The 26,127-nt window shown below is 70.4% G+C and carries 26 protein-coding genes; 19 read left to right on the top strand and 7 right to left on the bottom strand.

The features are described 5' to 3' along the window. The first annotated feature begins 534 nt into the window (after positions 1-534). Entirely contained in the window at positions 535-1,353 is an 819-nt protein-coding gene (locus FCI23_RS13390) for a polysaccharide deacetylase family protein (RefSeq protein WP_136723755.1), read from the top strand. Between the two features lie 79 nt (positions 1,354-1,432). Further along, positions 1,433-2,488, top strand: a complete 1,056-nt coding sequence (locus tag FCI23_RS13395; RefSeq protein WP_136723756.1) for a LacI family DNA-binding transcriptional regulator — start codon at positions 1,433-1,435, stop codon at positions 2,486-2,488. Between the two features lie 89 nt (positions 2,489-2,577). Here the strand turns inward: FCI23_RS13395 and FCI23_RS13400 are convergent, their stop codons facing one another. Next, a complete protein-coding gene (locus tag FCI23_RS13400; protein WP_136723757.1) occupies positions 2,578-4,218 on the bottom strand; it encodes a S53 family peptidase in 1,641 nt (546 codons plus the stop codon). Between the two features lie 237 nt (positions 4,219-4,455). Here FCI23_RS13400 and FCI23_RS62350 point away from each other — a divergent pair, with 237 nt between their 5' ends. Next, positions 4,456-4,584: a hypothetical protein gene (locus tag FCI23_RS62350; protein ID WP_265737743.1), complete on the top strand. Its 129-nt coding sequence runs from the start codon at positions 4,456-4,458 to the stop codon at positions 4,582-4,584. Between the two features lie 109 nt (positions 4,585-4,693). On the opposite strand, the gene rsgA is transcribed toward FCI23_RS62350, so the two are convergent. After that, positions 4,694-5,806: a ribosome small subunit-dependent GTPase A gene (rsgA, locus tag FCI23_RS13405; protein ID WP_136723758.1), complete on the bottom strand. Its 1,113-nt coding sequence runs from the start codon at positions 5,804-5,806 to the stop codon at positions 4,694-4,696. 513 nt (positions 5,807-6,319) lie between these two features. Between rsgA and FCI23_RS13410 the strand changes: the two genes are divergently transcribed. Together FCI23_RS13410 and FCI23_RS58240 are read left to right on the top strand one after the other, a co-directional pair. After that, positions 6,320-7,771, top strand: a complete 1,452-nt coding sequence (locus tag FCI23_RS13410) for a S1 family peptidase (protein WP_246143686.1) — start codon at positions 6,320-6,322, stop codon at positions 7,769-7,771. An 81-nt stretch (positions 7,772-7,852) separates the two neighbouring features. Beyond that, positions 7,853-8,206: a VOC family protein gene (locus tag FCI23_RS58240; RefSeq protein WP_211265314.1), complete on the top strand. Its 354-nt coding sequence runs from the start codon at positions 7,853-7,855 to the stop codon at positions 8,204-8,206. A gap of 89 nt (positions 8,207-8,295) precedes the next feature. On the opposite strand, the gene FCI23_RS13420 is transcribed toward FCI23_RS58240, so the two are convergent. Next, positions 8,296-8,979: a helix-turn-helix transcriptional regulator gene (locus FCI23_RS13420; RefSeq protein WP_136723760.1), complete on the bottom strand. Its 684-nt coding sequence runs from the start codon at positions 8,977-8,979 to the stop codon at positions 8,296-8,298. Between the two features lie 34 nt (positions 8,980-9,013). Continuing rightward, positions 9,014-10,282, bottom strand: a complete 1,269-nt coding sequence (locus FCI23_RS13425; protein WP_407645953.1) for a YihY/virulence factor BrkB family protein — start codon at positions 10,280-10,282, stop codon at positions 9,014-9,016. Positions 10,283-10,300: 18 nt separating this feature from the next. On the opposite strand from FCI23_RS13425, the gene FCI23_RS13430 reads away from it, so the two are divergent. After that, positions 10,301-11,950, top strand: coding sequence for an acyl-CoA dehydrogenase family protein (locus tag FCI23_RS13430; protein WP_136723761.1), 1,650 nt, complete (start codon positions 10,301-10,303; stop codon positions 11,948-11,950). 52 nt (positions 11,951-12,002) lie between these two features. Here the strand turns inward: FCI23_RS13430 and FCI23_RS13435 are convergent, their stop codons facing one another. Further along, positions 12,003-12,590, bottom strand: coding sequence for a TetR/AcrR family transcriptional regulator (locus FCI23_RS13435; RefSeq protein WP_136723762.1), 588 nt, complete (start codon positions 12,588-12,590; stop codon positions 12,003-12,005). Between the two features lie 134 nt (positions 12,591-12,724). Here FCI23_RS13435 and FCI23_RS13440 point away from each other — a divergent pair, with 134 nt between their 5' ends. After that, a complete protein-coding gene (locus tag FCI23_RS13440; RefSeq protein ID WP_136723763.1) occupies positions 12,725-13,672 on the top strand; it encodes an SDR family NAD(P)-dependent oxidoreductase in 948 nt (315 codons plus the stop codon). Positions 13,673-13,699: 27 nt separating this feature from the next. Here the strand turns inward: FCI23_RS13440 and FCI23_RS13445 are convergent, their stop codons facing one another. Then, a complete protein-coding gene (locus FCI23_RS13445; protein WP_136723764.1) occupies positions 13,700-13,933 on the bottom strand; it encodes a hypothetical protein in 234 nt (77 codons plus the stop codon). A gap of 259 nt (positions 13,934-14,192) precedes the next feature. Further along, positions 14,193-14,639: a hypothetical protein gene (locus FCI23_RS13450; RefSeq protein WP_136723765.1), complete on the bottom strand. Its 447-nt coding sequence runs from the start codon at positions 14,637-14,639 to the stop codon at positions 14,193-14,195. 210 nt (positions 14,640-14,849) lie between these two features. Here FCI23_RS13450 and FCI23_RS13455 point away from each other — a divergent pair, with 210 nt between their 5' ends. From FCI23_RS13455 to FCI23_RS13505, 12 genes are all read left to right on the top strand, one after another. Then, positions 14,850-16,118 (top strand): GAF domain-containing protein, encoded by a 1,269-nt coding sequence (locus FCI23_RS13455; RefSeq protein WP_136723766.1) that lies wholly within the window; start codon positions 14,850-14,852, stop codon positions 16,116-16,118. 283 nt (positions 16,119-16,401) lie between these two features. Beyond that, positions 16,402-16,974 carry a GNAT family N-acetyltransferase gene (locus FCI23_RS13460; RefSeq protein ID WP_136723767.1) on the top strand — a complete coding sequence of 191 codons (573 nt, stop codon included), beginning with the start codon at positions 16,402-16,404 and terminating at the stop codon, positions 16,972-16,974. 182 nt (positions 16,975-17,156) lie between these two features. Continuing rightward, a complete protein-coding gene (locus tag FCI23_RS63045) occupies positions 17,157-17,240 on the top strand; it encodes a putative leader peptide (RefSeq protein ID WP_322973835.1) in 84 nt (27 codons plus the stop codon). Positions 17,241-17,397: 157 nt separating this feature from the next. After that, on the top strand, positions 17,398-19,095 hold the full coding sequence (locus FCI23_RS13465; RefSeq protein WP_136723768.1) for a nitrite/sulfite reductase: 1,698 nt from the start codon (positions 17,398-17,400) through the stop codon (positions 19,093-19,095). Between the two features lie 118 nt (positions 19,096-19,213). Then, positions 19,214-19,393 carry a hypothetical protein gene (locus tag FCI23_RS13470; RefSeq protein WP_136723769.1) on the top strand — a complete coding sequence of 60 codons (180 nt, stop codon included), beginning with the start codon at positions 19,214-19,216 and terminating at the stop codon, positions 19,391-19,393. After that, a complete protein-coding gene (locus tag FCI23_RS13475; protein ID WP_136723770.1) occupies positions 19,390-20,094 on the top strand; it encodes a phosphoadenylyl-sulfate reductase in 705 nt (234 codons plus the stop codon). Before FCI23_RS13470 ends, FCI23_RS13475 begins: the two co-directional genes overlap by 4 nt. Positions 20,095-20,141: 47 nt before the next feature. Next, positions 20,142-20,687, top strand: coding sequence for an adenylyl-sulfate kinase (cysC, locus tag FCI23_RS13480; RefSeq protein WP_136723771.1), 546 nt, complete (start codon positions 20,142-20,144; stop codon positions 20,685-20,687). 65 nt (positions 20,688-20,752) lie between these two features. Then, the gene (gene cysD / locus FCI23_RS13485; protein WP_136724017.1) at positions 20,753-21,670 is read left to right on the top strand and encodes a sulfate adenylyltransferase subunit CysD; all 918 of its coding nucleotides are present in this window, start codon (positions 20,753-20,755) and stop codon (positions 21,668-21,670) included. Between the two features lie 3 nt (positions 21,671-21,673). Then, positions 21,674-23,041 carry a sulfate adenylyltransferase subunit 1 gene (locus tag FCI23_RS13490; RefSeq protein WP_136723773.1) on the top strand — a complete coding sequence of 456 codons (1,368 nt, stop codon included), beginning with the start codon at positions 21,674-21,676 and terminating at the stop codon, positions 23,039-23,041. Between the two features lie 213 nt (positions 23,042-23,254). Then, entirely contained in the window at positions 23,255-24,379 is a 1,125-nt protein-coding gene (locus FCI23_RS13495; protein ID WP_136723775.1) for an aliphatic sulfonate ABC transporter substrate-binding protein, read from the top strand. Between the two features lie 41 nt (positions 24,380-24,420). Continuing rightward, the gene (locus FCI23_RS13500) at positions 24,421-25,215 is read left to right on the top strand and encodes an ABC transporter ATP-binding protein (RefSeq protein WP_136723777.1); all 795 of its coding nucleotides are present in this window, start codon (positions 24,421-24,423) and stop codon (positions 25,213-25,215) included. Next, a complete protein-coding gene (locus FCI23_RS13505) occupies positions 25,202-26,125 on the top strand; it encodes an ABC transporter permease (protein WP_136723779.1) in 924 nt (307 codons plus the stop codon). Before FCI23_RS13500 ends, FCI23_RS13505 begins: the two co-directional genes overlap by 14 nt. The last annotated feature ends 2 nt before the right edge of the window (positions 26,126-26,127 follow it).

Consider the following 26,127-nt stretch of genomic DNA (forward strand, 5'->3'; position numbering starts at 1 on the left):
ACGCACGGCCGGACAACAATCCCCGGCCCCGGCCCCGGCCCTGGCCCCGGCCCCGGCCCCGGCTGTGAAGACTTCCCGCCGTATGCCCGATGTGCGTACGGTCCCCGCCACCACCCCCCTGGGGTCGGTACAGCGTCCGGCGGGGCATGACACCCAGACACCAGCGCCTCGCGGGCCGGTGCCAGATCATGGAGTACCCGCCCCCACCCGCACGGAAGACACCCTTCCGAACACCGCGGGGCGGCTCTCACGCGGAACCTGTCGACGACGCACCAGCGCCGCCGAGCGGACCGGCTTCCACCACCTGTACGCCACCGGAGTCCACACCCTCCCCCCGAGGTTCGGACCCCACCGCGACGACAGACGGCCACGCCGCGCCCGAAAAGCCTGAATCACTCAGGCACACACAGAGTTCCAGAGACGCTCGAATACGCGCAGTCGGTAGCAGGCGGATCCGATGCCGTTTATCCTCCGTCCTCTGGTGTGCACATCGAGCACGTTCACCAGCGCCAAAGCAACAGAGGAGCGCAGGACATGGCACGCAACGGTATACGGGGGACGGGCGGAGCCATAGCGGTGGCGGTGACCGGCGTGGCGGGGATCGCCGTCCTTCTGTCGGTGTGGACCGCCCACCTGGGCACCGCGCACCACGCCGCCCAGGCGCCCGCACACACCACGGCCAAGCCGGCCGCCGCCAAACCCGTCCCCGGGCAGACTTCGGTCCCCGACCCGAAGCACCCCGCGCCCCCGGTCAGCATGGACATCGCGCACGCCTCCGACAAGGGCGACCGGGCCGTCAACATCACCGTCGACGACGGCCCCGACCCGGTCTGGACCCCGAAGATCCTCGCCGTGCTGAAGGAGAACGGCGTCAAGGCGGTCTTCTGTGTGATCGGCCCGAATGCCACGGCCAACCCGGAGCTCATCAAGGACATCGTCGCCGCCGGGCACCGGCTCTGCGACCATTCCGTGCACCACGACACCACGATGAACAGCAAGCCTCAGGCCTTCCAGCGCAGCGAGATCCTCGACGCCGAGAAGATGATCGAGAAAGCGTCCGGCGGTGTGAAGCCGCTGTACTACCGCGCCCCGGGCGGCGCGTTCACCCCGTACAGCCGACAACTCGCGGCCTCGCAGGGGATGCGCCCGCTCGGCTGGAACGTGGACTCCAAGGACTTCGAGCGACCCGGCGTCAACGCCGTGCTGAACACCGTCAAGCACGAGCTGTCCAACGGTCCGACCATCCTCTTCCACGACGGGGGCGGCGACCGCAGCCAGAGCGTCCAGGCCCTGGAGCAGCTGCTTCCGTGGCTGAAACACCAGGGTTACGTTTTCGGCTTCCCGGTTCGGTGACACACTCGGCACTCCGAGAGAGCGCTCTCCCGGCGGCTGCGCACGGGATAGGCTGTCCCTGTGCCGAGAGGAGCCAGCCTTGCCCGATCAGACATCGTCCGCCCCTCGCCCCACCCTGGAGGCCGTGGCCGAGCGGGCGGGGGTCTCCCGGGCCACCGTGTCACGCGTGGTGAACGGCGGAGCGGGGGTGCGGGCGCCGCTCGTGGAAGCCGTGCAGCGGGCGGTCGATGAGCTCGGCTACGTACCTAACCAGGCGGCCCGCGCCCTGGTCACCCGGCGCAATGACGCGGTGGCCGTGGTCATAGGCGAACCCGAGACCCGGCTCTTCACCGATCCCTTTTTCGCGCAGCAGTTGCGCGGGATCAGCAAGGAGCTCACGGCACACGACTCGCAGCTCGTCCTGCTCCTCGTCGAGGGCACGGAAGACTACGAACGCATCGGCCGCTTCCTCGCCGGCAGCCATGTGGACGGTGCCCTGGTCTTCTCCCTGCACTCCGACGACCCGCTGCCCGCGATCATCCGACGGCTGGGCCTGCCGACCGTCTACGGCGGCCGCCCCGGCTGGCCGGGGGCCGAGGACGACGGCAACGTCCTCTACGTCGACTCGGACAACCGCGGCGGCGCCCGCGAGGCCGTACGCCATCTCCTCTCCCTCGGGCGCCGGCGTATCGCGACCATCACCGGCCCGCTCGACCAGACCGCGTCGGCCGACCGCCTCGACGGCTTCCGGGACGTGCTCAGCGACGCCGACCCCCGGCTCATCACCGAGGGTGACTTCACCCCGCTCGGCGGCGAGCGCGCGATGGCCGAACTCCTCGACCGCTGCCCCGACCTCGACGCGGTCTTCGCCGCCTCCGACCTGATGGCCTCCGGCGCCCTGCGGGTGCTGCGCGAGCGGGGCCGCTCGGTACCCGACGAAGTGGCGGTGATCGGCTTCGACGACATCGAGTCCGTCGCCGCCCTGACCACCCCTGCTCTGACGACGGTCCGTCAGGACATCGAGGGGATGGGCCGGCTGATGACCCGCCTCCTGATGCGCGGCCTGGACCAGCGGCACGGAAATGGCACGGGGCCAGCCCTTCCCCTGTCCTCCGTGATCACACCGACTCACCTCGTCCGGCGCGTCTCGGCGTAGCGCCGGCCTGCCCGGAACGGCCGGAGGGGCACCGGGCGGCGAACGCCCGGTGCCCCTGATGGCTGGCCCTGTTGCTTGGCCTGTTGGTCCTAGATGACAGCGGCGATGAAGTTGGCGCCGTTGTAGGAGCCCCAGCCGGTCACCTTGTCGTAGCCGGTGCCTGCGCTGTAGGAGCCGTTGCTGCCGCTGGTGACGTCGTGGAACGCCGAGCTGTAGCTGGAGGAGCTGGCGAGGGCGTAGATGGTGGAGTTGGCGTAGCCGAGGGTGGAGCCGCCGGTCGCGTTCGCCTCGTCATCGAGGATCGCGGTGAAGGCCGCCCAGTTCGGGGCCGCGGCGCTGGTGCCGCCGAACTCGTACCAGGCACCCTCGGTGTAGATGGACCAGCCGGAGCTGGGGTTGGCGTCGGCCGCGACGTCCGGGACACCGCGGTAGCTGCTGCTGTTCTCCGAGGAGGTCTGGAAGCTCGGGCGGGTGAAGATGGAGGACACGCCGCCACCGCTGCCGGACCAGGCGGTCTCCTTGCTCCAGGTGCCGGAGGAGGTGGTCAGCGTGGTGCCGCCGGTGCCCGTGACGTACGGGTCGGAGGCCGGGAAGTCCACCGAGGTGCCGCCGTTGCCGGCGTCGTCGGAGCCGCTGTCGCCGGAGGCGGCGTAGACGGACTGGCCCTGGGCCGCGGCCTCCTGGAAGTCGGTGTTGAGCGCGGTGCGGTTGGAGCTGGTCTCACCGGACTCGTAGATGCCCCAGCTGATGGAGACGATCGGCACGTCGTCGCTGACCAGCTTCGAGTAGACAGCGGTCTCGCCGGCGTCGCTGTTCGGTGCCTCGTACACCTTGATGGTGGAGCCGGGCGCGAGCGCCTGCACCACCTCGATGTCCAGGTCGACCTCGTCCTGGCCGGAGGTGTCGGTGGTGCCGCCGCCGGCGCTGACCACCGTCGGCGTCGCGACGCTGAGCGAGTAGTTGGTGTCGTACTTGGTGACGTCCGATTGGCTGTAGCCCGAGAACTCCAGGAGGCCGACAGTGGAGCCCGCGCCGTTGTAGCCCGCGCTGACCGTCGAGGTCAGGTTGTACGCCTTCTTGGCGGTCGTCGGGTTGAGGCCGGCTGCCGCGTGGGGGGAGACGGCGTGCGGGGCGGTATTGGCCTGGCTGTTGTGGTGGTACTTCGCGTAGTTGTTCAGACCCGAGATGTCGGAGACCGCGGAGGCGATCCCGGTCGGCAGCTTGGGGGCCGCGGTGTTGGCGAAGTAGGTGTGGTTGCCGCCCTTCTCGCGGAACTGCGCGAGGGTGGTGCCGAAGGCCTTCTCAACCTGCGCCGCGGTGCCGCCGGCGCTGATGGTGAGGTGGTTGGCGCTGGCCTTCTCGGTCTGCAGACCCTGCGAGCGCAGGTACTTGGTGACCTTGGCGATGGTCGAGGACGTCGCGCCGTAGCGGGCCGCGAACTGCTTGACCGTCAGGTAGTGCTTGTACTCCTTGGCCTTGGGATCGGAGACCTTGGCTATGAAGGTGTCGAGGCCGGCCTGGTCGCGCGGGGTGAGGCTGATCGCTACCGAGACGTGCTTGCCCGAGGCGACCTTCCCGGTCTCCGTCGAGTGGGACACCGCCGAGACGACATCGCTGCGCAGGGCGACCTTCGCGCTCGCCGGGGCGGCGAACGCGGGGCCGGAGGCGAGGGCGAGAGCCGGGATCGTAACGGCCAGCAGACCAGCAAGGTTTCTCTTGCGAGACGTCAAGACGTCCTCCAGGGACTGTGGGGGGAGCGGCGTTGTGCGCCTGAACTGCCCTCAACGCTAGGAAGACGGCCCCCTCGCCATAAGCGGGGTAACCCTTGCGGGAGTTGTTAATTCGGGATGTCACCCCTTGGTCGGGGTGCGGAAGTGTAGGGGCGGCAAATGAAGGGAAAGTCACGATGTGACATCGATCGTGAAGGTGTGGTGACGGCCGTCCGCACCACTAGGGGAGGAGGGCCTGTGATCTACTCCGTAGTCCTCGGGACTGTGATCGTCGCGCTCGGCATCGGCATGATCGTCTACACCTTCTGGTACGAGGGAAGCCCGCTCCCTCTCCGCCGCCGCCACCGTCAGAACGGCTCCGGCTGACCTGGGCCGGCCCAAACCCCGCCCGGCCCCGGCCCGAGCCCCGTAGCGGGGTCCGGGCCGGGGCCGGGTCAGGTCCCGGTCAGGTCCGGGTCGAGGCAGCGGATGGGGGTCAGTACAGCCTGCGGTGGCCGCCGCCGCGCTTCTGCTCGTACATCGCCCGTCCGGCCGCCGACCTCAACTTCCAGTCGCGACGCAGCTCCGCACGCAGCCGCTGGTCGGTGCGCGAGGCGATCCAGGCGTTCTCGCGCTGCAGCTTGCGGTAGCTCTCCAGGCGGCGATGCGCCAGCGTCCCCTCCTCCAGTGCCGCGAGGACCGCGCAGCCGGGTTCGGCGAGATGCGCGCAGTCCTGGAAGCGGCATTCCTCGGCTAGCCCCTCGATGTCGGCGAAGAGCTGCGCCAGCCCGGAGCCGGCGTCCCAGAGCCCGACTCCGCGCAGCCCCGGGGTATCGATGATCACCCCGCTGCCCGGCAGCGGCAGCAGGTCCCGGGTCGTCGTGGTGTGGCGGCCCTTGCCGTCGCTGTCCCGGATGGCCTGCACCTCCTGCACCTCGCTGCCCAGCAGGGCATTGGTGAGGGTGGACTTGCCGGCGCCGGACGAACCGAGGATCACGGCGGTGCCCCCGGACAGTACGGCTCCGAGCACGTCGATGCCCTCGCCGGTCGCGGCGCTGACCGCCAGTACCTGTACGCCGGGGGCGGCGCTTTCGGCGTCGGCGAGCAGATAGGTGACGTCGAGCACCAGATCCGCCTTGGTGAGGACGACCAGCGGCTGGGCGTCACCGCCCGCGCCGGACATCGCGAGTGCCAGGAACCGCTCCAGCCGTCCCAGGTCCAGTTCGCCCCCGAGCGACACACAGATGACGACATGGTCGATGTTGGTGGCCAGCACCTGGGCTTCGGAACGCTTCGAGGACGTCGACCGCACGAACGCGGAACGCCGCGGCAGCAGCGTCCGGACGAACCGCGGATCACCGGCCGCGTCGACCGCGGCCCAGTCCCCGGTGCAGACGATCCGCATCGGATCCGGCGGCATCACGAGCGAGGTGTCCGCCCGCACAGTGCCGACCGGGGTGACGACATCGCACAGGCCACGGTCGACCCGTACGACACGACCGGGCAGCAGACCCGCCGCGACGTATGCGGCGAACTCGGTCTCCCAGCCCTCATCCCAGCCGTACCGGGTCAGAGGATGCGAAGAACACGAAAGAGAAGAAAAAGACAAGGGGGTGACCCTTCAAAGGGTGGCCCCGGCACGCGCACACAGGCGCGAGGAGAAAAGGAAGATCAGCCGGAGACCACGGGAGTGGAATTGATGAACTCCTGGATGCGGGCAGCGCCCATCACAACGACAGTCATCAGTCTCACCTCCCGGTTATACGCGCGGTCGATCACGGCAGCCGCCGGCTACCGCTACCGGCTACCGCGAAGAACGCGCCCACCATAGCCCGCCCCCGCGCGACAGTGCCAAGCGTTTTTCGCGTCGAACGTTCCAGACATCAGCGGGATCGCTGAGCGCCCGACCTGATCTTCTCGTCCTGGCTGACCACGGCGACCGGGCTCGACTCCGCCCTGGACGGCGCGTCCAACGATGTAAATGTGCCCGACTGTACTCACCTGGTACGCCGATTATCGGAAAACGGTTCGGATTGAGAGGCCTACCGGCCCTGCACGTACGACCGGTTGGACAGGACGGGCCTGTCTCCCACTGGAGGTCAGCGAGTTGAGCCACCGACATGTGAACAAGCGAACCGGCGTCATAGCCGTGGCAGGCGCGGCAGCCATCGCTGGAGCCGCCATTCTTCTGCCCAGTGCCTTCGCGAGCTCGGAGAACAACCCGACCACCAGAGCCTTCGCCCCGGAGCCCGCCGCTGAGCTGGGGTCAGCTCTCGCGACGGCTCTCGGCGACAGCGCAGCGGGCTGGTACTACAACGCCGACGCCAAGCAACTGGTTGTCAATGTGCTGGACGCGAACGCTGCCAAGACCGTCACAGCCAAGGGCGCCGTCGCGAAGGTCGTGCAGAACAGCACGGCCGAGCTGACAAGCGCCACCCAGACTCTCAAGACCACGGCCTCGGTGCCCGGCACCGCCTGGTCCGTCGACCCGAAGACCAACCAGGTCTCGGTCCTAGCCGACAGCACCGTCACCGGCACCAAGTGGGCGACGCTCACCAAGGCCACCAACAGCCTGGGCGGCCTGGTGACCGTCAAGCGGACCGCCGGTGAGTTCAAGCCGTTCGACGGCGGCAACGGGAAAAACAAGAACAACGGCAACAGCAACACCAACAGCAACGGTGCCGCTGCAACAGGCGCCGGGGCCGCTGCGGATCCCAGCGCCACTGCCGATCCCGCCGCCACCGCCACCGCCGCCCCCTCCGCCACCGCTGATCCCAGCGCTGCCGCAGCCGCCGGCGCGGCCGGCGCCGGCGGCAATGCGGCTGCCGTCAGCGGAGTGCAGGGTGGCGACGCCATCTTCGGCGGCAATGTGCGTTGCTCCCTCGGCTTCAACGTCGATGTGAACGGCGCCCCGGCCTTCCTCACCGCAGGCCACTGCGGCAATGACGCAGCTACCTGGTCCGCCGACCAGGCCGGTGCCACGCAACTGGGCACTGTCTCGGTAACGACCTTCCCCGTGTCCGACTTCGCGCTCGTGACGTACGACGACGCGGCCACCGTCCCGCCCAGCTCCGTCGACCTCGGGAACGGCCAGACACAGGCCATCACCCAGGCCGTCGACGCGAGCGTGGGCCTGGCGGTGCAGCGCAGCGGTAGCACCACCGGTCTCCATGGCGGCACCGTCACCGGCCTCAACGCCACCGTCAACTACGGCAATGGCGACATCGTCAACGGTCTGATCCAGACCGACGTCTGCGCCGAAGCGGGCGACAGCGGCGGCCCGCTCTTCGCGAGCGACGCGGCCGTGGGCCTGACCTCCGGCGGCAGCGGCGACTGCACCGTCGGCGGCGAGACCTTCTTCCAGCCGGTCACCACCGCGCTGGCAACCGCTGGCGCCACGATCGGAGCCGGTGGCGCAGGCGCTTCTGCCACCGCCACGGACACGGCCTCTGCCGCAGCCAACGCGGGCGCGGCCGCGGGCGCGGGCGCGGCTGCCACCGCCACCGATTCGGTCTCCCCTTCCGACGTTCCGACCCAGAGCGGCTCGAACTCAACGAACTCCTTCACCAACTGACAGACCGGAAGGCGGTCATGGCCATCGGCGCGTCCGATTCCTTCAAGACCAGCGCCGGGCCGTCCGCCTAACGTGACCCGTATGACTCCTCGATTCGAGGTAGTCGGCCTGGTCGTCACCAACATGGCCGCCTCCCTCGCCTTCTACCGCCTGCTCGGCCTCGACATCGCCCCCGAGGCCGACAACCAGCCCCACACCGAGGCCGCCCTCCCCGGCGGCCTTCGGCTTGTCTTCGACACCACAGACACCATCCGCTCCTTCCACCCCGGCTGGGCACCACCTCAGTCGGGCGGCCTCTTATCCCGTGAGTCGTCCGGGCAGCCTGAGGTGGGTGGTGACTTTATGAGCTGTCGTCGTTTTCATGGCGGGCCGCAAGGAGCCCCGTCGAGTCAACGACGGCGAGGCTCCGCACCTTCGGGCCGCGAGCCACGATGAGATCCGCCCGCGAACGAGCGGCCCAAGGACCACGCCGGAGCGCTGCGACTGCATACCGGACCATCCCGCCAAAACTCACGGAATGGCTCTCAGCCAATGAGCTCGCCGAGCGGCAGGCCCGCCAGGGCCCTCACCTCACGGGCGAGGTGCGGCTGGTCCGCGTATCCGGCGACCGCCGCCACCTGGGCGAAGGGTATGCCCCGGCGGGCCAGCCGCAGCGCACGCTGCATGCGCAGCACTCGGGCCAGGGTCTTCGGCCCGTACCCGAACGCGTCCAGACAGCGGCGGTGCAGTTGCCGCTCGCCGAGCCCCACCGACGCGGCGACGGCCGCGACGGTGCGGCCCGCCGCCAGACCCTGCGCGACGGCGGTGGGCAGGCTTTGGGCCAGGGCGCCGGTGCCGGGCTGCCGCAGCGCGATGTCCTCCAGCGCCGCGCCCTTGTCGGCCGAATCCGCCATGCGCTCGGCGAGCCTGCCGGCCTCCGCGCCCGGCCAGATCGCGTCCAGCGGGACCCGGTCGTCGCGCAGTGCGTGCGCCGGTATGCCCAGCACGGCCGGCCCGGTGCCGGGTGCGAAGCGCAGGCCGATGTAATGCGCGCCCGGCGGACCGGCCGCCAGGAACGCGCGGGTGTCGGGACCGGCGACGAGCAGTCCGGCCTCGCTCCAGATCAGATCCATGCAGCCATCCGGCAGCACACGCTGCACCCCGGTCCGCGCGGTACTGGCCCACACCACCGCGCCGCTCAGCCGCGACGAAGCCCTTTCCCCGTACATGGCTTCAGCATCGCACCAGGCACTGACAGCCGCCTCAGTCCCGCCGCCCCGCCGGGGGCTCGGCAGTCCGGGGCGCTTCCGGCCCCGGCTGCGACGACGGCTGCGCGTCCGTTCCCGGCCCCGTTGCCGGCTCTCGCTCCGGCCCCGGCTCCGGCTCCGCCTCGCGCTTGCGCCGTCCCACAGGGGGCCGCTTCCGCAGCCGGGCCCGTACGTCCTCCGGCGGCAGGAACCGGGTCCACCGCTCCGGAAATTCGGCCGGCATCTCGTCCCCGCCGATCTCGTCGTCCGGCTCCGCCTCGCTCGCCGCCCGTCGCGCCGCCGCCAGCGCGATCACCTCGGCCGCCTCCGCCTCGCGGGCCAACGCGGCCTCCTCACGGGCGGCCGCCGTGGCGAGGGACGGCCAGACCCGGTCGACGGCGGCATTGACCGCCGCCCCGACAAGGACCGCGAAAGCGGACACCCCTATCCACAGCAGTACGGCGACGGGGGCGGCCAGCGATCCGTAAATCGTCGGCCCCTCAACCGCGTGAGTGAGGTAGACCCGCAGCACAATACTGCCGAGGACCCACATCATCAGCGCGATCCCCGCGCCCGGCATGTCCTCGTACCAGGGGGACCGCACCGGGACGGACACGTGGTACAGCGTCGTGAGGAAGACGATCGACAGCACCAGCACCACCGGCCAGTACAGCACCCGGATGACCGCCTCGCTCCACGGCAGCAGCCCCACCACCGCGTCCGGCCCGACCACCATCAGCGGCATCACCACCGCACCGATTATCAGCGCGACGATGTACAGACCGAAGGACAGCAGCCGGGTCATGACGATGCCGCGGCGGCCGTCGAGCCCGTACATGACCGTGATCGTGTCGATAAAGACATTCACCGCCCGCGACCCCGACCACAGCGCGATCATGAAGCCGAGCGAGATCAGATCGGGCCGGCCGTCCTTGAACACGCCGTTGACCAGTGGCCGGACCAGCTCGTCAACGCCCCTGTCGGTCAGGACGGTCGCGGACGCCGTGAGGATGTTCTGCCGGATGTTCTCCACCGTGTCGATGCCGATGATCTTGTCGAGGTAGCCGAGTGCCCCGACCAGGCTCAGCAGCAGCGGTGGCAGCGACAGCAGCACAAAGAAAGCCGCCTCCGCCGCGAGCCCGGTGACCCGGTACTCCATACACGAATCGATGGTGTCCTTGAGCAGCAGCCAGGCCATCTTGCGCTTGGACACATTGCGATAAAGGGCCCTGGCCCTGGAAAGACGGCCGAGTCGCCGTCCAGATGTTTCTCCAGCTGCGTGCACCCACTTACCGTAGCTGGCATGAGCGCTCCCACTCACACGGTGACCAACCAGCCTCCGCCCCTGGTCGGCTACGACATCTATGCCGCCGACGCCGCCCTCGTCGAGGGTGTGGCACGCCACGCCTCGCCCGAGGCGCTGCCCGAGATCCGGACCGAGCTCAGCGAGCTCGGGAAGGCCGCCGGCTCCGCGCAGGCGCAGCGCTGGGGTACGCAGGCGAATACGTACCCGCCAGTACTGCGCACGCACGACCGCTACGGCAACCGCATCGACGAGGTCGACTTCCATCCTTCCTGGCACCGTCTCCTCGGCCACGCCGTCTCGGCGGGCCTGACGGACGCCTGGTCCCGCCCCGACGGGCATCTGCGACGGGCGGCGGGTTTTCTCGTGTGGACCCAGGCCGAGGCGGGACACGGCTGCCCGGTGTCCATGACGCATGCCGCCGTGCCCGCGCTGCGTGCGGAGCCGGCGCTGGCTGCGGAATGGGAGCCCCGGCTGACGTCGCGCGTCTACGACGAGGAGCTGCTGGCGCCCGGCGTGAAGCCGGGGGCGCTCTTCGGGATGGGTATGACGGAGAAGCAGGGCGGCTCGGACGTCCGCGCCAATACGACCCGGGCCGAGCCACTGGCGGCCGACGGCGAGTACCTTCTCACCGGGCACAAGTGGTTCTGCTCGGCTCCGATGTCCGACGGCTTCCTCGTGCTGGCGCAGGCATCCCCCGGCCGGGGAAAAGGCGGCCTGACGTGTTTCCTGCTCCCCCGGGTGCTGCCCGACGGGACCCGCAACGTCTTCCTCATCCAGCGTCTGAAGGACAAGCTCGGCAATCGCTCCAACGCCTCCGCCGAGGTCGAGTTCTGCGGAACCTGGGCCCGACGCGTCGGCGAGGAGGGCCGGGGCGTGCCCACCATCATCGAGATGGTCGCCGCCACCCGGCTGGACTGCGCCACCGGCTCCGCCGCGGTCATGCGCCAGGCCGTCGCCCAGGCGATCCATCACGCGGCCCACCGCAGCGCTTTCGGCGGCCCGCTCATCGACCAGCCGCTGATGCTCAACGTCCTCGCCGACCTCGCTCTGGAATCCGAGGCCGCCACCACGACCGTGCTGCGCCTCGCCGCCTCCTACGACGCCGCCACGGACGCAGAGCGCCAATTCCGGCGCATCGCCGTGCCCCTCGCCAAGTACTGGGTCACCAAACGCACCGCCGCCCTCACCGCCGAAGCCCTGGAATGTCTGGGCGGCAACGGCTATGTCGAGGAATCCGGCATGCCGCGCCTCTTCCGCGAATCCCCCCTCAACTCCATCTGGGAAGGTTCGGGCAACGTCCAGGCCCTCGACGTCCTGCGCGCCCTTCAGCGCGATCCCCAGGCCTTCGACGCCTTCCTCCGTGAGATCGGCCTCTCCCGAGGCGCCGATCACCGCCTGGACGCCGCCGTCAAATCCCTTCTCACCGAGCTGGCCGACCTGACCTCCCTCGAAGCCCGCGCCCGCCGCCTCGTCGAACGCATGGCCCTCATCCTGCAGGGCTCCCTCCTCGTCCGCTTCGCCCCGCCCGCCGTCTCCGACGCCTTCTGCGCCTCACGGCTCGGCGGCGACTGGGGCGTCTCCTTCGGCACCCTCCCGCACAGCCTGGACCTGGGCGCGATTGTGGAGAGGGCGCGGCCGACCGCGTAGCGGCCGCGCAAACAGGTCGGGGGCGTCGCCTGTTTGCGCGGCCTTTCAGCCGTTACGGCCTGGAGGAGGTGGCACCGTAGCGCAGGCCGTCCATCAGCAGGTCGAGCAGGCGGCGGGCCTGGTCGCGTTGGGCCGGGTCCCCGGCAGCGAGGGACACTCCGCTCAGGCTCAAGAGCACATCGCCGGGTTCGATGTCCGGCCGTACGGTCCCGGCCGCGGCGGCAGCCGCCAGCAGCGTCGTGATCGCGGTGGTCAGCCGGTCACGACTGTGTGCGTACGGGTTCCCGCCGGACGCGATGAGTGCGCGCAGCGCGTCGGCCATGCCGCGCTTGGTGGTCATGTAGTCGACGAAACGGTCCATCCAGGCGCGCGTCGCCTCGTCCGGCGGCATCGTCTCCAGGAGTTCCGCCACGATGTCGCACAGCCTCGCGAGCTCGTTGCGGTACGCCGCCTCTACGAGCGCCTCGCGGGTGGGGAAGTGGCGGTAGAGCGTGCCGATGCCGACGCCCGCGTCCTTCGCTATCGCGTCGAGCGTCACATCCGGGCCTTCCTGGGAGAACGCGCGTACCGCGGCTTCGAGCAGCGTGTCGCGGTTGCGCTGCGCGTCGGCACGCAACGGTCGGGGGCTGGTGGCCGTCACGGCTCCTCCTCATAAGCACACTTGCGAAGCGGAGGTTCCTCCGATTAGGCTGCCTACGTAGTGGAGGATCCTCCGTTTGACATCATACCGGCTGGGCCTCCCCCTCCGCATCGCCGAGCGAGACGGGAAAGACAATGGCTTCCGCCACCCGCATCACCACCCCCTTCACCGCCGAATCCACCGCCGCCCAGGTCGTGGACGGCATCGACCTCACCGGCCGCCGCGTCATCGTCACCGGCGGCGCTTCCGGCATCGGCATCGAAACCGCCCGCGCACTCGCCGGCGCCGGTGCCGAGGTGACCCTGGCCGTCCGCAATCCGCAGGCCGGCGAGCAGACCGCCCAGGACATCATCGCGACCACGGGCAACAAGCAGGTCCTCGTCGCCCCCCTCGACCTCACCGACCAGGCCTCCGTCGCCTCGTTCGTCGCCGCGTGGGACGGCCCGCTGCACATCCTCGTCAACAACGCAGGCGTGATGGCATCGCCCGAGATGCGTACGCCGGAAGGCTGGGAGCTGCAGTTCGCCACCAACCATCTCGGCCACTTCGCCCTCACCACCGGTCTGCTCCCCGCCCTCAGGGCAGCCGGCCGCGCCCGCGTCGTAGCCGTCAGCTCCAGCGCGCACCTCCGCTCGCCGGTCGTCTTCGAAGACATCCACTTCCGGGAGCGCCCCTACGAGCCCTGGGCCGCCTACGGCCAGTCCAAGACGGCCAACGTCCTCTTCGCCGTGGAAGCCGCCAAGCGCTGGGCGGCCGAGGGCATCACCGTCAACGCCCTGATGCCCGGCGGCATCCGCACCAACCTCCAGCGGCACGTCTCCGAGGAAGAGCTGGCCCGGTTGCGTGCCCAGTCGGCCGGCGGCGGCATGCAGTGGAAGACACCGGAGCAGGGCGCGGCCACATCCGTGCTGGTCGCGACCTCGCCGCTGCTCGAAGGCATCGGCGGCCGGTACTTCGAGGACTGCAACGAGGCGGAGCCGGCCGAGCCGGGTCTCCGGCGGCGGGGCGTCGCGGCCTACGCGCTCGACCCCGAGGCGGCCGCGCTGCTCTGGCAGGTATCCGTCGAGACGCTGGCCTCCTAGGTCCTGTCCGGGCGGCCACGGCTTCCGTCAGGCGCCGGCGCGGGAGAAGAGGGACCGGACGGCGACTTGTCTCCCCACTCGTTTGCGCACCCCGAGGAAGGCCCGGCGGGGGTCCTCACCATCGAGGTAGACCCAGGGGAGGCTGGTGGCGTGCACCCCGGTGAGACGCAGCTGCTCCGCCGCGCGCACATCCACCTGCACCAGCACCGCGTCCGGGTCCGGGTCCGGGTCCGGGTCCGGGTCCTCCGGAGCGTCGGCCATCCAGGCCTCCAGCCAGGCGGGGGGCGCACAGCGAACCCGGCCAGCGTGCGGACGAAACCGTCCCGGCGCTCCCACTCGCTGCCCAGCCGCGTAGCGGCCAAGAGCTGTTGCCTGCAGGCGCATCGCCCTGGCCTCCCGGCCGAAGATGGGGCGCGGCAGCGAGTTGCCTCCTCCTCCCGCACGGGGGGACGGGAGGAAAGGTTTCCGCGCTGCCGCGCCGGCTGGGGGTGGCGCCGCGCCGACTCGGCACCACCCCGGTCTAGGGGTGCACAGCCCTGGCTTTGCGGTTCAGGAGCGCTCTCTTCACGCTGGCGACGATCGCCTCGTCATCGGTACCGGGCAGGAACTGCGCGAGCGTGCCCCGGGCCTGGTAGTAGCCGATGACGACGCCCGGCGGCTCGTCGGAGCGCAGATGGACCACCAGGTCCGCAGGGACGGCGAGGGAGGCCAGCAGGCCGTCCACGGCGGCCGCTTCGGCCAGGGTGCGGGGGGCGGCGTCGATGACGTAGCCGGGGCTGTCCACCAGCCGCGCCGCGACGACGCGCAGGACGGGGGCGTCCTTGGCGCTGGGGGCGGCGTGGTCGCGGATCACTTCGCAGACCGAGAGGTGCGGCACCCGGAAGAAGCGGGCCAGCCGGTCGGCGCGGGCGCCGCGCTCCGCGTCGGAGGAGCCGGCCACGAGCACGCGGGGGGACAGCGATGGCACAGCGGTTCTCCTCCCGGTCCGAGTGCGGTTGGCGGTTACCTGCCGATACGAGTACCGGTGACGCATAGTCACTCTCCGCGAGGCCGCAGCATATGCGCAACCGTTGCAGACCGTTGCAACGGAAAGGCAGGATTTAACCGCACGACGGCTCGGGCAGCGGGACCATATGCACAGTGGGAGCACAGGCGGAACACGGGTGCGGGGAGCAGCATGAGCCAGGCATCTATCGGCGTGGGACGGCAGGCCAATGCACGGCGGGCGGCCGCCGCGCCGCGGGCGGTGATCAGCCAGTCCTGGGACCGGGTACGGGGCCATGGCGTCGACCCCGACCGCGGCAGCCAGCCGGGCCAGCTGCCGGCCGAGGAGATCGAGCACCGCCGGCGCCGCTCGCCGCTGACCGAGGTCGTGCCGCTGCTGCGGGACGGGCTGAGTTCGGCGGCACACTCCACCTCGCACATGATGATCATCGCCGACGACGAGGGCCGCGTCCTGTGGCGGGACGGCGACTTGACCACACGCGGGAGCGCCGACCGGATCGGCATCACCCAGGGCTCCTCGTGGCTGGAGGAGACCGCCGGTACGAACGCGATCGGCACGACGCTGGCGACCGGACGGCCGACGGAGGTGCACTCGGCCGAGCACTTCGTACACGCCCTGCGGTGGACGAACTGCGCCGCCGCCCCGCTGCGCGACCCGCGCGACGGTCGGCTGCTGGGCGCGGTGGACGTGACCGGCCCGGCCGCCACCGCCCATCCGGCGACGCTGGCGCTGGTGACCGCCGTCGCCCGGGTTGCCGAGGGCGAGCTGCGGGCCCGGCACTGGGCCTCCGTCGACAGCCTGCGCTCGGTGGCCGCGCCGCTGCTCGCCCGGATCCACGGCCGGGCCGTGGTGGTCGACCCGCACGGCTGGACCGCCGCCGTCACCGGTATGCCGCCGCTCGACCGGGTGGCGCTGCCCAGCGCCCCGCAGGCAGGCCAGCTCTGGCTGCCGACGCTCGGCATGTGCGCCCTTGAGCCGCTGCCGGGCGGCTGGCTGGTGCGGCCGGGGCCGGTGGACGGGGAAGGGGCCGGGCCGCCCAGCCGCGTGGTTCTCGACGTCAGCCGCGCCCGCGCCTGGACGGTCGCCGTCTCGGGCCCGGCGGGCCGTTGGGAGCAGCAGCTGAGCCCCCGCCATGCCGAGCTGCTCCTCGTCCTCGCCCTGCACCGCGCCGGGCGGACCGCCGCCGAGCTCGCGTGCGACCTCTTCGGCGATCCGAGCCGTACGGTGACCGTGCGTGCCGAGCTTTCGCGCCTGCGACGTACCTTGGCGGGCGTACTGGCCCACCGGCCCTACCGTTTCGCGGACGAGGTGGACGTGGAGCTGCTGGGGCCGCAGCGGCCGGCCGACCTCTTGCCCCACTCCGCTGCTCCCGCCGTGGTGACAGCCCGGAGGGTGGCCGCGCCGGTGGTGTGGGGCCCCTCCCACCCGCCCACGGGTTGAACCGTGTGACATGGCTTCCGGCCCGGGGCACGCGTGCCGCCGGTGGCGGAGCGAGCGCGTCACGGGCCGTTCCCGTCGCGGCGTGACGCGCCGGCCTCCGTATCCACCGCAGCGAACAGCAACCGGAACGGAGCGGTCCGGCGGCGCCAGGACGACCACGGCCAAGGGCCCGGCCGCCACCCCAGGAAGGCGGCGGACAGGCACGGTCGGCGGCCGGCCCGCCCGGGACCGCAAAACCACACCGTCATCCGGCCGTGATTGGCTGGGCGCCATGACGGGAGCCATGAGCAGCAGCATCAGCGTGACCACCTGGTGGCTGGAGCAGATCTCCCCGGACGACCTGAAGGCGTCCGCGGAGCCGGATCCGGCCACCGCGGTCCGGATTGTCCGGGCGGGGGTGCCCTCCGCCGAGTTCAGCCGCTTCCTCTATACGGCGGTCGGCGCTGACTGCTCCTGGACCGACCGGCTGGGCTGGACGTACGCGCGGTGGCAGGAGCATCTGGCCCGGCCCGGGACCGAGACATGGGTGGCGTACGAACACGGCACACCGGCCGGGTACATCGAGCTGGACGCGCAGGACGAGGGCCAGGCCGAGATAGGGTACTTCGGGCTGCTGCCCGCCTTTCGCGGCCGCGGCATCGGCGGGCACCTGCTGTCGTACGGCACCGCCCGTGCCTGGGACCTCGCCGGCCGCTGGCCGCTGCGGGCGCCGACGAAGCGGGTATGGGTGCACACCTGCAGCCTGGACGGGCCGCACGCGCTGGCCAACTACCGCAGGCGCGGATTCCGGATCTTCGACACCAAGGTCGGTGATGAGGAGTCGCGGACGACAGACGGACCGTGGCCGGGCGCATAGCCGTATACGAAGCCGGGAAGGTGGCCGGAACAGGTGGCGGCCGGGCTCGTCGCAGGTCCCGGCGGACCTGTCTGGGACCGATACTGGTGACACAGAACACACTGTCTCATTATTCGAGATAGTACCGTCCAGAGTCTGGACGACAGTGGACTCCCCCGAGACCCCCATGACACGCTTTCGTCATGTCTCGCACTGGAATCGCCTTGGTAGGTCGGCTTCACGTCGACCTCGGTCGCATGTCCAGCGCCATCTGTCCGGTGGTCTGACAGCGCACTGTCTTCGCAACCAGCCGTCCCCACCGTCGCGGACGCGCGGGCGCCCGGCCGCCTCCAACTGCCTCTCGCAGTGCAGCGTTTTCGCAGGCCATAGGGTGTTTTCGCGCAACCAAAGACCTATCCAGCCTGCCCGAAGGACTGCATCGCCATGGCAACCACCCCTGACGTGCCCGCAGCTGCCGCTGCCCGACGCAAGGCGAGCCGCCACCGTGGCGAGGGCCAGTGGGCGGCGGGCCACTTCACGCCGCTCAACGGCAACGAGCAGACGAAGAAGGACGACGACGGTCTCAATGTGCGGACGCGTATTGAGACGATCTACGCCCATCGCGGCTTCGACTCCATCGACGGCGCCGACCTCCGTGGCCGGATGCGCTGGTGGGGCCTGTACACCCAGCGCAAGCCCGGCATCGACGGCGGCAAGACCGCCATCCTGGAGCCGGAGGAGCTGGACGACAAGTACTTCATGCTGCGTGTGCGCATCGACGGCGGCCGGCTGACCACCGAGCAGCTGCGCGTCATCGGCGAGGTGTCCCAGGAGTTCGCCCGCGGCACCGCCGACCTCACCGACCGGCAGAACGTCCAGTACCACTGGATCCGCATCGAGGACGTGCCGGAGATCTGGCGCCGTCTGGAGGGCGTCGGCCTGTCGACGACCGAGGCCTGCGGCGACACCCCGCGCGTCATCCTCGGCTCGCCCGTCGCCGGGATCGCCGAGGACGAGATCATCGACGGCACGCCCGCCATCGAGGAGATCCAGCGCACGATCATCGGCAACAAGGAATTCTCCAACCTGCCGCGCAAGTTCAAGTCCGCGATCTCCGGCTCCCCACTGCTCGATGTCGCCCACGAGATCAACGACATCGCCTTCGTGGGCGTCGAGCACCCCGAGCACGGCCCGGGCTTCGACCTCTGGGTGGGCGGCGGACTGTCGACCAACCCCAAGATCGGCGTCCGCCTCGGTGCCTGGGTCCCGCTGGAGGAGGTCCCGGCCGCGTACAAGGGCGTCATCTCGATCTTCCGCGACTACGGATACCGCCGGCTGCGCACCCGCGCCCGGCTGAAGTTCCTCGTCGCCGACTGGGGCCCCGAGAAGTTCCGCCAGGTGCTGGAGGACGAGTACCTGAAGCGCAAGCTGGTCGACGGCCCGGCTCCGGCGCAGCCCGTCGAGCAGTGGCGCGACCATGTGGGCGTCCACCGGCAGAAGGACGGCCGCTTCTATGTCGGCTTCGCGCCGCGCGTCGGGCGTGTCGACGGCACCGTCCTCACCAGGATCGCCGAACTGGCGGAGGCACACGGCTCGGGCCGGCTCCGTACCACCGTCGAGCAGAAGATGGTCGTGCTCGATGTCGAGGAGTCGCAGATCGAGTCCCTGACGGCCGGACTCGAAGCGCTCGACCTGCGGGTCGGACCCACCCCCTTCCGTCGCGGCACGATGGCCTGCACCGGCATCGAGTACTGCAAGCTCGCCATCGTCGAGACCAAGGCGCGCGGCGCCTCGCTCATCGACGAGCTGGAGAAGCGCCTGCCGGACTTCGACCAGCCGATCACCATCAACGTCAACGGCTGCCCGAACGCCTGCGCCCGTATCCAGGTGGCGGACATCGGTCTCAAGGGCCAGCTCGTCCTGGACGACAACGGCAACCAGGTCGAGGGCTTCCAGGTGCACCTGGGCGGCGCGCTCGGCCTGGAGGCGGGCTTCGGCCGCAAGGTGCGCGGCCTGAAGGTCACCTCCGAGGAGCTGCCCGACTACGTCGAGCGGGTGCTGCGCCGCTTCCAGAAGGAGCGCGAAGAGGGCGAGCGCTTCGCCACCTGGGCGGCGCGCGCCTCCGAGGAGGCACTGTCATGAGCGTGTCCCGGGGCGCGGCGCGGGCTGGGCTGAGGAGCCGCGCGGTGACGAAGGAGCGAGCAGAGACGAAGGAAGCACGCGCATCAGAGCGTGCCGGGACTGAGACGGGAGGGGCGGCATGAGCGAGCGAGCCGCGCCCTTCTACTGCCCGTACTGCGGGGACGAGGACCTCCGTCCCTCCGAGGAGGGCCACGGGGCCTGGGAATGCGCGGCGTGCAACCGCGCTTTCCAGTTGAAGTTCCTCGGCCTGCTGGCCAAGGGACTTCGTACGAGCACTCCCGATGGAGGCGATTCGTGACTACCGCACAGCACACCGCCGAAGACCTGCGCCATCTCGCCGAACAGACCGGCCGCGAATTGGAGGACGCCTCCGCGCTGGACATCCTGCGCTGGGCCGTCGACACCTTCGGGCCGCGCTTCTGCGTGACCTCCTCCATGGAGGACGCGGTCGTGGCCCATCTCGCCTCCCGCGTGGCGCCCGGCGTCGATGTGGTGTTCCTCGACACCGGCTACCACTTCCCGGAGACCATCGGCACCCGCGACGCCGTCGCCGCCGTCATGGATGTGAACGTCATCACGCTGACGCCCCGGCAGACCGTCGCCGAGCAGGACGCCGAGTACGGCCCGAAGCTGCATGACCGCGACCCTGACCTGTGCTGCGCGATGCGCAAGGTCAAGCCGCTGGAGGAAGGCCTCACTGCGTACGACGCCTGGGCGACCGGCCTGCGTCGCGACGAGTCCCCCACCCGGGCCGGCACCCCGGTCGTCGGCTGGGACGCCAAGCGGCAGAAGGTCAAGGTCTCGCCAATAGCCCGGTGGACACAGGAGGACGTGGAAACATACGTCGCCGAGCACGGTGTACTGACCAACCCGCTGCTCATGGACGGCTACGCCTCCGTCGGCTGCGCCCCCTGCACCCGTCGTGTGCTGGAGGGCGAGGACGCCCGGGCAGGGCGCTGGGCCGGCCGGAGCAAGACCGAGTGCGGACTGCACGGCTGATGACGACCGCTCCTCAAGGCCACGCCCCGGAGACCCAGGAGACAACGATGAGCGTGACAGACACGGGAGCCACCGTATGGCTCACCGGTCTGCCGAGTGCGGGCAAGACCACGATTGCCTACGCCCTGGCGGAGCGGCTGCGCGGCGACGGCCACCGGGTGGAGGTGCTGGACGGCGACGAGATCCGCGAGTTCCTGTCGTCGGGCCTCGGCTTCACCCGCGAGGACCGGCACACCAATGTGCAGCGCATCGGCTTCGTCGCCGAGCTGCTGGCGTCCAACGGCGTCAAGGTCCTGGTGCCCGTCATCGCCCCCTACGCCGACAGCCGCGAGGCGGTGCGCAAGCGCCACCAGGGCCAGGGCACCGCGTACCTGGAGGTGCACGTGGCGACGCCGGTCGAGGTCTGCTCCGTACGCGACGTCAAGGGCCTGTACGCCAAGCAGGCCGCCGGTGAGATCTCCGGGCTGACCGGGGTCGACGACCCGTACGAGATCCCGGCCGACCCGGACCTGCGGATCGAGACCGACGGGCGCACCGTGGCGGACTCCGCGAACGCCCTGAGAACGCTGCTCGCCGGGAAGGGACTGGTGTGAGCGACACGCACGCGGCCCTCAGGGCCGCACACGACCGGGACAAGCTTCAACGAGAGGGGCACAGCGTGACGACCGCCACCGAGAACCTCTATGCGCTGTCCCACCTGGACGCCCTGGAGTCCGAGGGCGTCCACATCTTCCGCGAGGTCGCCGGCGAGTTCGAACGGCCGGTGATCCTCTTCTCCGGCGGCAAGGACTCCATCGTCATGCTGCATCTGGCGCTGAAGGCCTTCGCCCCGGCCCCGGTGCCCTTCTCCCTGCTGCATGTCGACACCGGGCACAATTTCCCCGAGGTCATCAACTACCGCGACCGCACGGTGGCCGAGCACGGACTGCGGCTCCATGTCGCCTCCGTACAGGACTACATCGACGACGGCCGGCTCCGCGAGCGCCCCGACGGCACCCGCAACCCGCTGCAGACCGTCCCGCTGCTGGACGCCATCACCCAGGGCAAGTACGACGCCGTCTTCGGCGGCGGCCGCCGCGACGAGGAGAAGGCCCGCGCCAAGGAGCGGGTCTTCTCGCTGCGCGACGAGTTCGGCGCCTGGGACCCGCGCCGCCAGCGCCCCGAACTGTGGCAGCTCTACAACGGCCGGCACGCCGCCGGCGAGCATGTCCGGATCTTCCCGCTGTCCAACTGGACCGAACTGGACGTCTGGCAGTACATCGCCCGCGAGGGCATCGAACTCCCGCAGATCTACTACGCCCACGAGCGCGATGTCTTCGCCCGCGACGGCATGTGGCTCACCGAGGGCGACTGGGGCGGCCCGAAGGACGGCGAGAGCATCGAGCGGCGCCTCATCCGCTACCGCACCGTCGGCGACATGTCCTGCACCGGCGCCGTCGACTCCGACGCCGCCACCATCGAGCAGGTCATCACCGAGATCGCCGCCAGCCGGCTGACCGAACGGGGCGCCACCCGCGCCGACGACAAGCTGTCGGAGGCCGCCATGGAGGACCGCAAGCGCGAGGGGTACTTCTAAACAATGACCAGCATCGTTCCGGACGCCGACGCCATCACGGAGCCGGTCTCCGCCACCTCACTGCTGCGTTTCGCCACCGCCGGCTCCGTCGACGACGGCAAGTCCACCCTCGTCGGCCGGCTGCTGCACGACTCCAAGTCGGTGCTCACCGACCAGCTCGAAGCCGTGGAGCACGCCTCGCGCCGCCGGGGGCAGGACACCCCGGACCTGGCTCTGCTGACCGACGGCCTGCGGGCCGAACGCGAACAGGGCATCACCATCGATGTCGCGTACCGCTACTTCGCCACCCCGCGCCGCCGGTTCATCCTCGCCGACACGCCCGGGCATGTGCAGTACACGCGCAATATGGTGACGGGTGCCTCTACCGCCGAACTCGCCGTGGTGCTGGTCGACGCCCGCAACGGCGTCGTCGAACAGACCCGCCGCCACGCCGCCGTCGCCGCGCTGCTGCGCGTCCCGCACGTCGTCCTCGCCGTCAACAAAATGGACCTCGCCGACTACGCCGAGCCCGTCTTCGCCGCCATCGCCAAGGAGTTCACGGCCTACGCCGCCTCCCTCGGCGTCCCGGACATCACCGCCATACCCATCTCCGCCCTCGCCGGGGACAACGTGGTGACCGCCTCCGCCAACATGGACTGGTACGGCGGCCCCACCATCCTGGAACACCTGGAAACCGTCCCCGTCGGCACCGACCTCGCCGACGCCCCGGCGCGCTTCCCGGTGCAGTACGTCATCCGCCCCCAGACCGCCGAGCACCCCGACTACCGGGGCTACGCGGGCCAGATCGCCTCCGGCGTGCTGCGCGTCGGCGAGCAGGTCACCGTCCTGCCGTCCGGCCTCACCAGCACCATCACCGGCATCGACGCCCTCGGCACACCGGTCGACGTCGCCTGGGCCCCGCAGTCCGTCACCGTGCTGCTCGCCGACGACCTCGACATCTCCCGCGGCGATCTGATCGCGCCCAGCGCGCAGGCCCCGGCCACCACCCAGGACGTCAAGGCCACCGTCTGCCACCTCCACGAACGCCCGCTGCGCGTCGGATCCCGCGTGCTGCTCAAGCACGCCACCCGCACCGTCAAGGCGGTCGTCAAGGAGCTCCCGCACCGGATCGACCTCACCCACGGCCTGGCCCGGGTCGCCCGGCCCGGCGAGTTCGCCGTGAACGACATCGGTTCCGTCGTGCTGCGTACCGCCGAGCCGCTGCCGCTGGACGCCTACGCGGACTCCCGGCTCACCGGGTCCTTCCTGCTGATCGACCCGGCGGACGGCACCACGCTCACCGCCGGCATGGCGGGCGAGGCGTTCGCCGAGACCGCACAGACCACGGCCCCCGACGAGGCGGCCGACGACGATGAGGGGTGGGACTTCTGATGGCTGGTGAAGCCTTCTCCACTTTCGCCAAAGAGGGCGGCCGCATCGGCAGCGGCCAAATGGGCAGCGGGCAGGGCGGGGTCTCGCGATGTGTGCGCTGACGAACGCCCCCATGGCCACCCCGCATGCCCTCCCCGAACGAAGACCTGACAGCCTCCCCCCGGCCGCGCCATAGCGCACGGACCACCCGGGCCGTCGAGAGGAACACCTCCCGTGACTGCCGATCGCACCGCCGTTTCCCGGCCGCACCGCCACCGCGTCCTCGTGGCCGCCGCCCTCCTCCCGCTGCTGGCCCTCGCTGCCTGCGGCTACGGCTCGGACTCCACCTCCAGCAAGTCCGGCACCGCCGCCTCCACCGCTTCGGCCGGCGGCAAGAAGCTCTCCGCCTCCGAGGTGAAGATCGGCTACTTCGCCAACCTCACCCACGCCACCCCACTGGTGGGCCTCAAGGAAGGCCTGTTCCAGAAGGAGCTCGGCAGCACCAAGATCAAGCAGTCCGTCTTCAACGCGGGCCCGGCCGAGATCGAGGCGCTCAACGCCGGTTCCATCGACATCGGCTGGATCGGCCCCTCACCGGCGATCAACGGCTATGTGAAGTCGGGCGGCAAGAGCCTGAAGATCATCGCCGGTTCGGCCTCCGGCGGCGTGAAGCTCGTCGTCAACCCGAAGACGATCAAGTCCCTCAAGGACGTCAAGGGCAAGAAGATCGCGACCCCGCAGCTCGGCAACACCCAGGACGTGGCGTTCCTCAACTGGATCGCCGACCAGGGCTGGAAGGTCGACGCGACCACCGGCAAGGGCGATGTCTCCGTGGTGCGTACGGACAACAAGGTCACCCCCGACGCCTACAAGTCCGGCTCCATCGACGGCGCCTGGGTACCCGAGCCCACAGCCTCCAAGCTGGTCGCCGAGGGCGCGAAGGTGCTGCTCGACGAGAGCACGCTGTGGCCCAACAAGAAGTTCGTGATCACCAATGTGATCGTGTCGCAGAAGTTCCTCACCGCGCACCCCGATGTCGTGCAGGCCGTGCTCCAGGGCTCGGTGAACACCAACGCCTGGATCACCGCCAACCCGGACAAGGCCAAGGCCGACGCCAACGCCGAGCTGGCGACGCTCTCCGGCAAGGCCCTCCCCGCAGACGTCATCGACCCGGCGTGGCAGAGCATCACGGTCACCGACGATCCGCTGGCCGCCACCCTGCAGACCGAGGCCGACCACGCGGTCAAGGCAGGTCTGCTGACCAAGCCCAACCTCAAGGGCATCTACGACCTCACGATCCTCAACAAGGTCCTGAAGGCCGACGGCAAGGCCCAGTTCTCCGACGCCGGACTCAGCTGACCAATCCCATCCGCACGCCCAGCCCTCAGGAGGTGACGCCCATGGCCACCGCACTCACCACACAGCCCGACGAGTCGAACGACACGGCACCCCACGCCGCCCGGATCGAGCATGTCTCGAAGTCCTTCGGCCGCCCCGGCGCGCAGCAGCACGTGCTGGACGACATCACCATCGATGTCGCCCCGGGCGAGTTCGTCTGCCTCCTGGGGGCCTCGGGGTGCGGCAAGTCCACCCTGCTCAACCTGATCGCCGGACTCGACGAGCCGTCCGCCGGGGGCATCCAGACCCCCGGCGGCCGGCCGGCCCTGATGTTCCAGGAGCACGCCCTCTTCCCGTGGCTCACCGCGGGCAAGAACATCGAACTCGCCCTCCGGATGCGCGGCGTGCCGCGCGCCGGCTGGCGCCCCGAGACCGAGCGGCTGCTGGAGCTCGTACGGCTCCAGGGCGCTTACGGCAAGCGGGTGCACGAACTCTCCGGCGGCATGCGGCAGCGGGTGGCACTGGCCCGCGCGCTCGCCCAGGACAGCCAACTGCTGCTGATGGACGAGCCGTTCGCGGCACTGGACGCCATCACCCGGGACGTACTCCATGAGGAGCTGACCCGTATCTGGTCGGAGACGAACCTCTCCGTCCTCTTCGTCACCCACAACGTCCGCGAGGCCGTACGCCTCGCCCAGCGGGTCATCCTCCTGTCGTCCCGCCCGGGGCGGATCGCCCGTGAGTGGACGGTCGACATACCGCAGCCGCGCCGAATCGAGGACGCCGCGGTCGCCGAACTGTCCGTAGAGATCACCGAACAGCTCCGGGGAGAGATCCGCCGCCATGGCCAGCACTGAGACCGGAACGAGCGCCAAGGCCGCCAAGTCCGCCAAGACGGATGCCGGGCGGACAGGAGCGCTCGGCGGCCTGGAAGCCGGGCTCGACGCCCTGGAGACCAGGGTCACCGAGCGGCCCCCGCTCGGCCGCACACTCCGCGAGAAGGCCCTCCCGCCGGTCATCGCCATCGCGCTGGTGCTGATCCTGTGGCAGCTCGCGTACCACTTCAAGGTGAAGGAGCACTATCTGCTCCCCAGCCCGGCGGATGTGGCCCGGGCCCTCCAGACCCAGTGGCTGAAGGGCACCCTTCTCGGCTACGTCTGGACCAGCCTCTCGCGCGGCATCCTCGGCTTCCTGGCCTCGGTCGCCATCGGCACCCCGCTCGGCCTGATCGTCGCCCGGATCAAGCCCGTCCGGGCGGCCATCGGCCCGATCCTCTCCGGGCTGCAGTCACTGCCGTCGGTGGCCTGGGTGCCGGCCTCGATCATCTGGTTCGGGCTGAGCAACGGCACGATCTACGCGGTCGTCCTGCTGGGCGCCGTCCCCTCCATCGCCAACGGCCTGGTCGCCGGCGTCGACCAGATTCCGCCGCTGTTCCTGCGCGCGGGCCGCACCATCGGCGCCACCGGCCTGCACGGCGTCCGCCATGTGCTGCTGCCCGCCGCCCTGCCCGGCTACCTCGCGGGGCTCAAGCAGGGCTGGGCCTTCTCCTGGCGTTCGCTGATGGCCGCCGAACTGATCGTGAACTCCCCCGACCTGGGCACCGGCCTCGGCCAGTTCCTGGAGCAGGGCCGCGAACAGTCCGACATGGGCTGGGTACTCGCGGCGATCCTGCTCATCCTCATCGTGGGCATCGGCATCGAACTGCTCGTCTTCGCCCCCCTGGAGCGGTGGGTGCTGCGCAATCGCGGCCTGCTGGTCCGTAGCTGAAA

The organism is Actinacidiphila oryziradicis (genome assembly GCF_005047355.1).
GTDB classification, from domain to species: domain Bacteria; phylum Actinomycetota; class Actinomycetes; order Streptomycetales; family Streptomycetaceae; genus Actinacidiphila; species Actinacidiphila oryziradicis.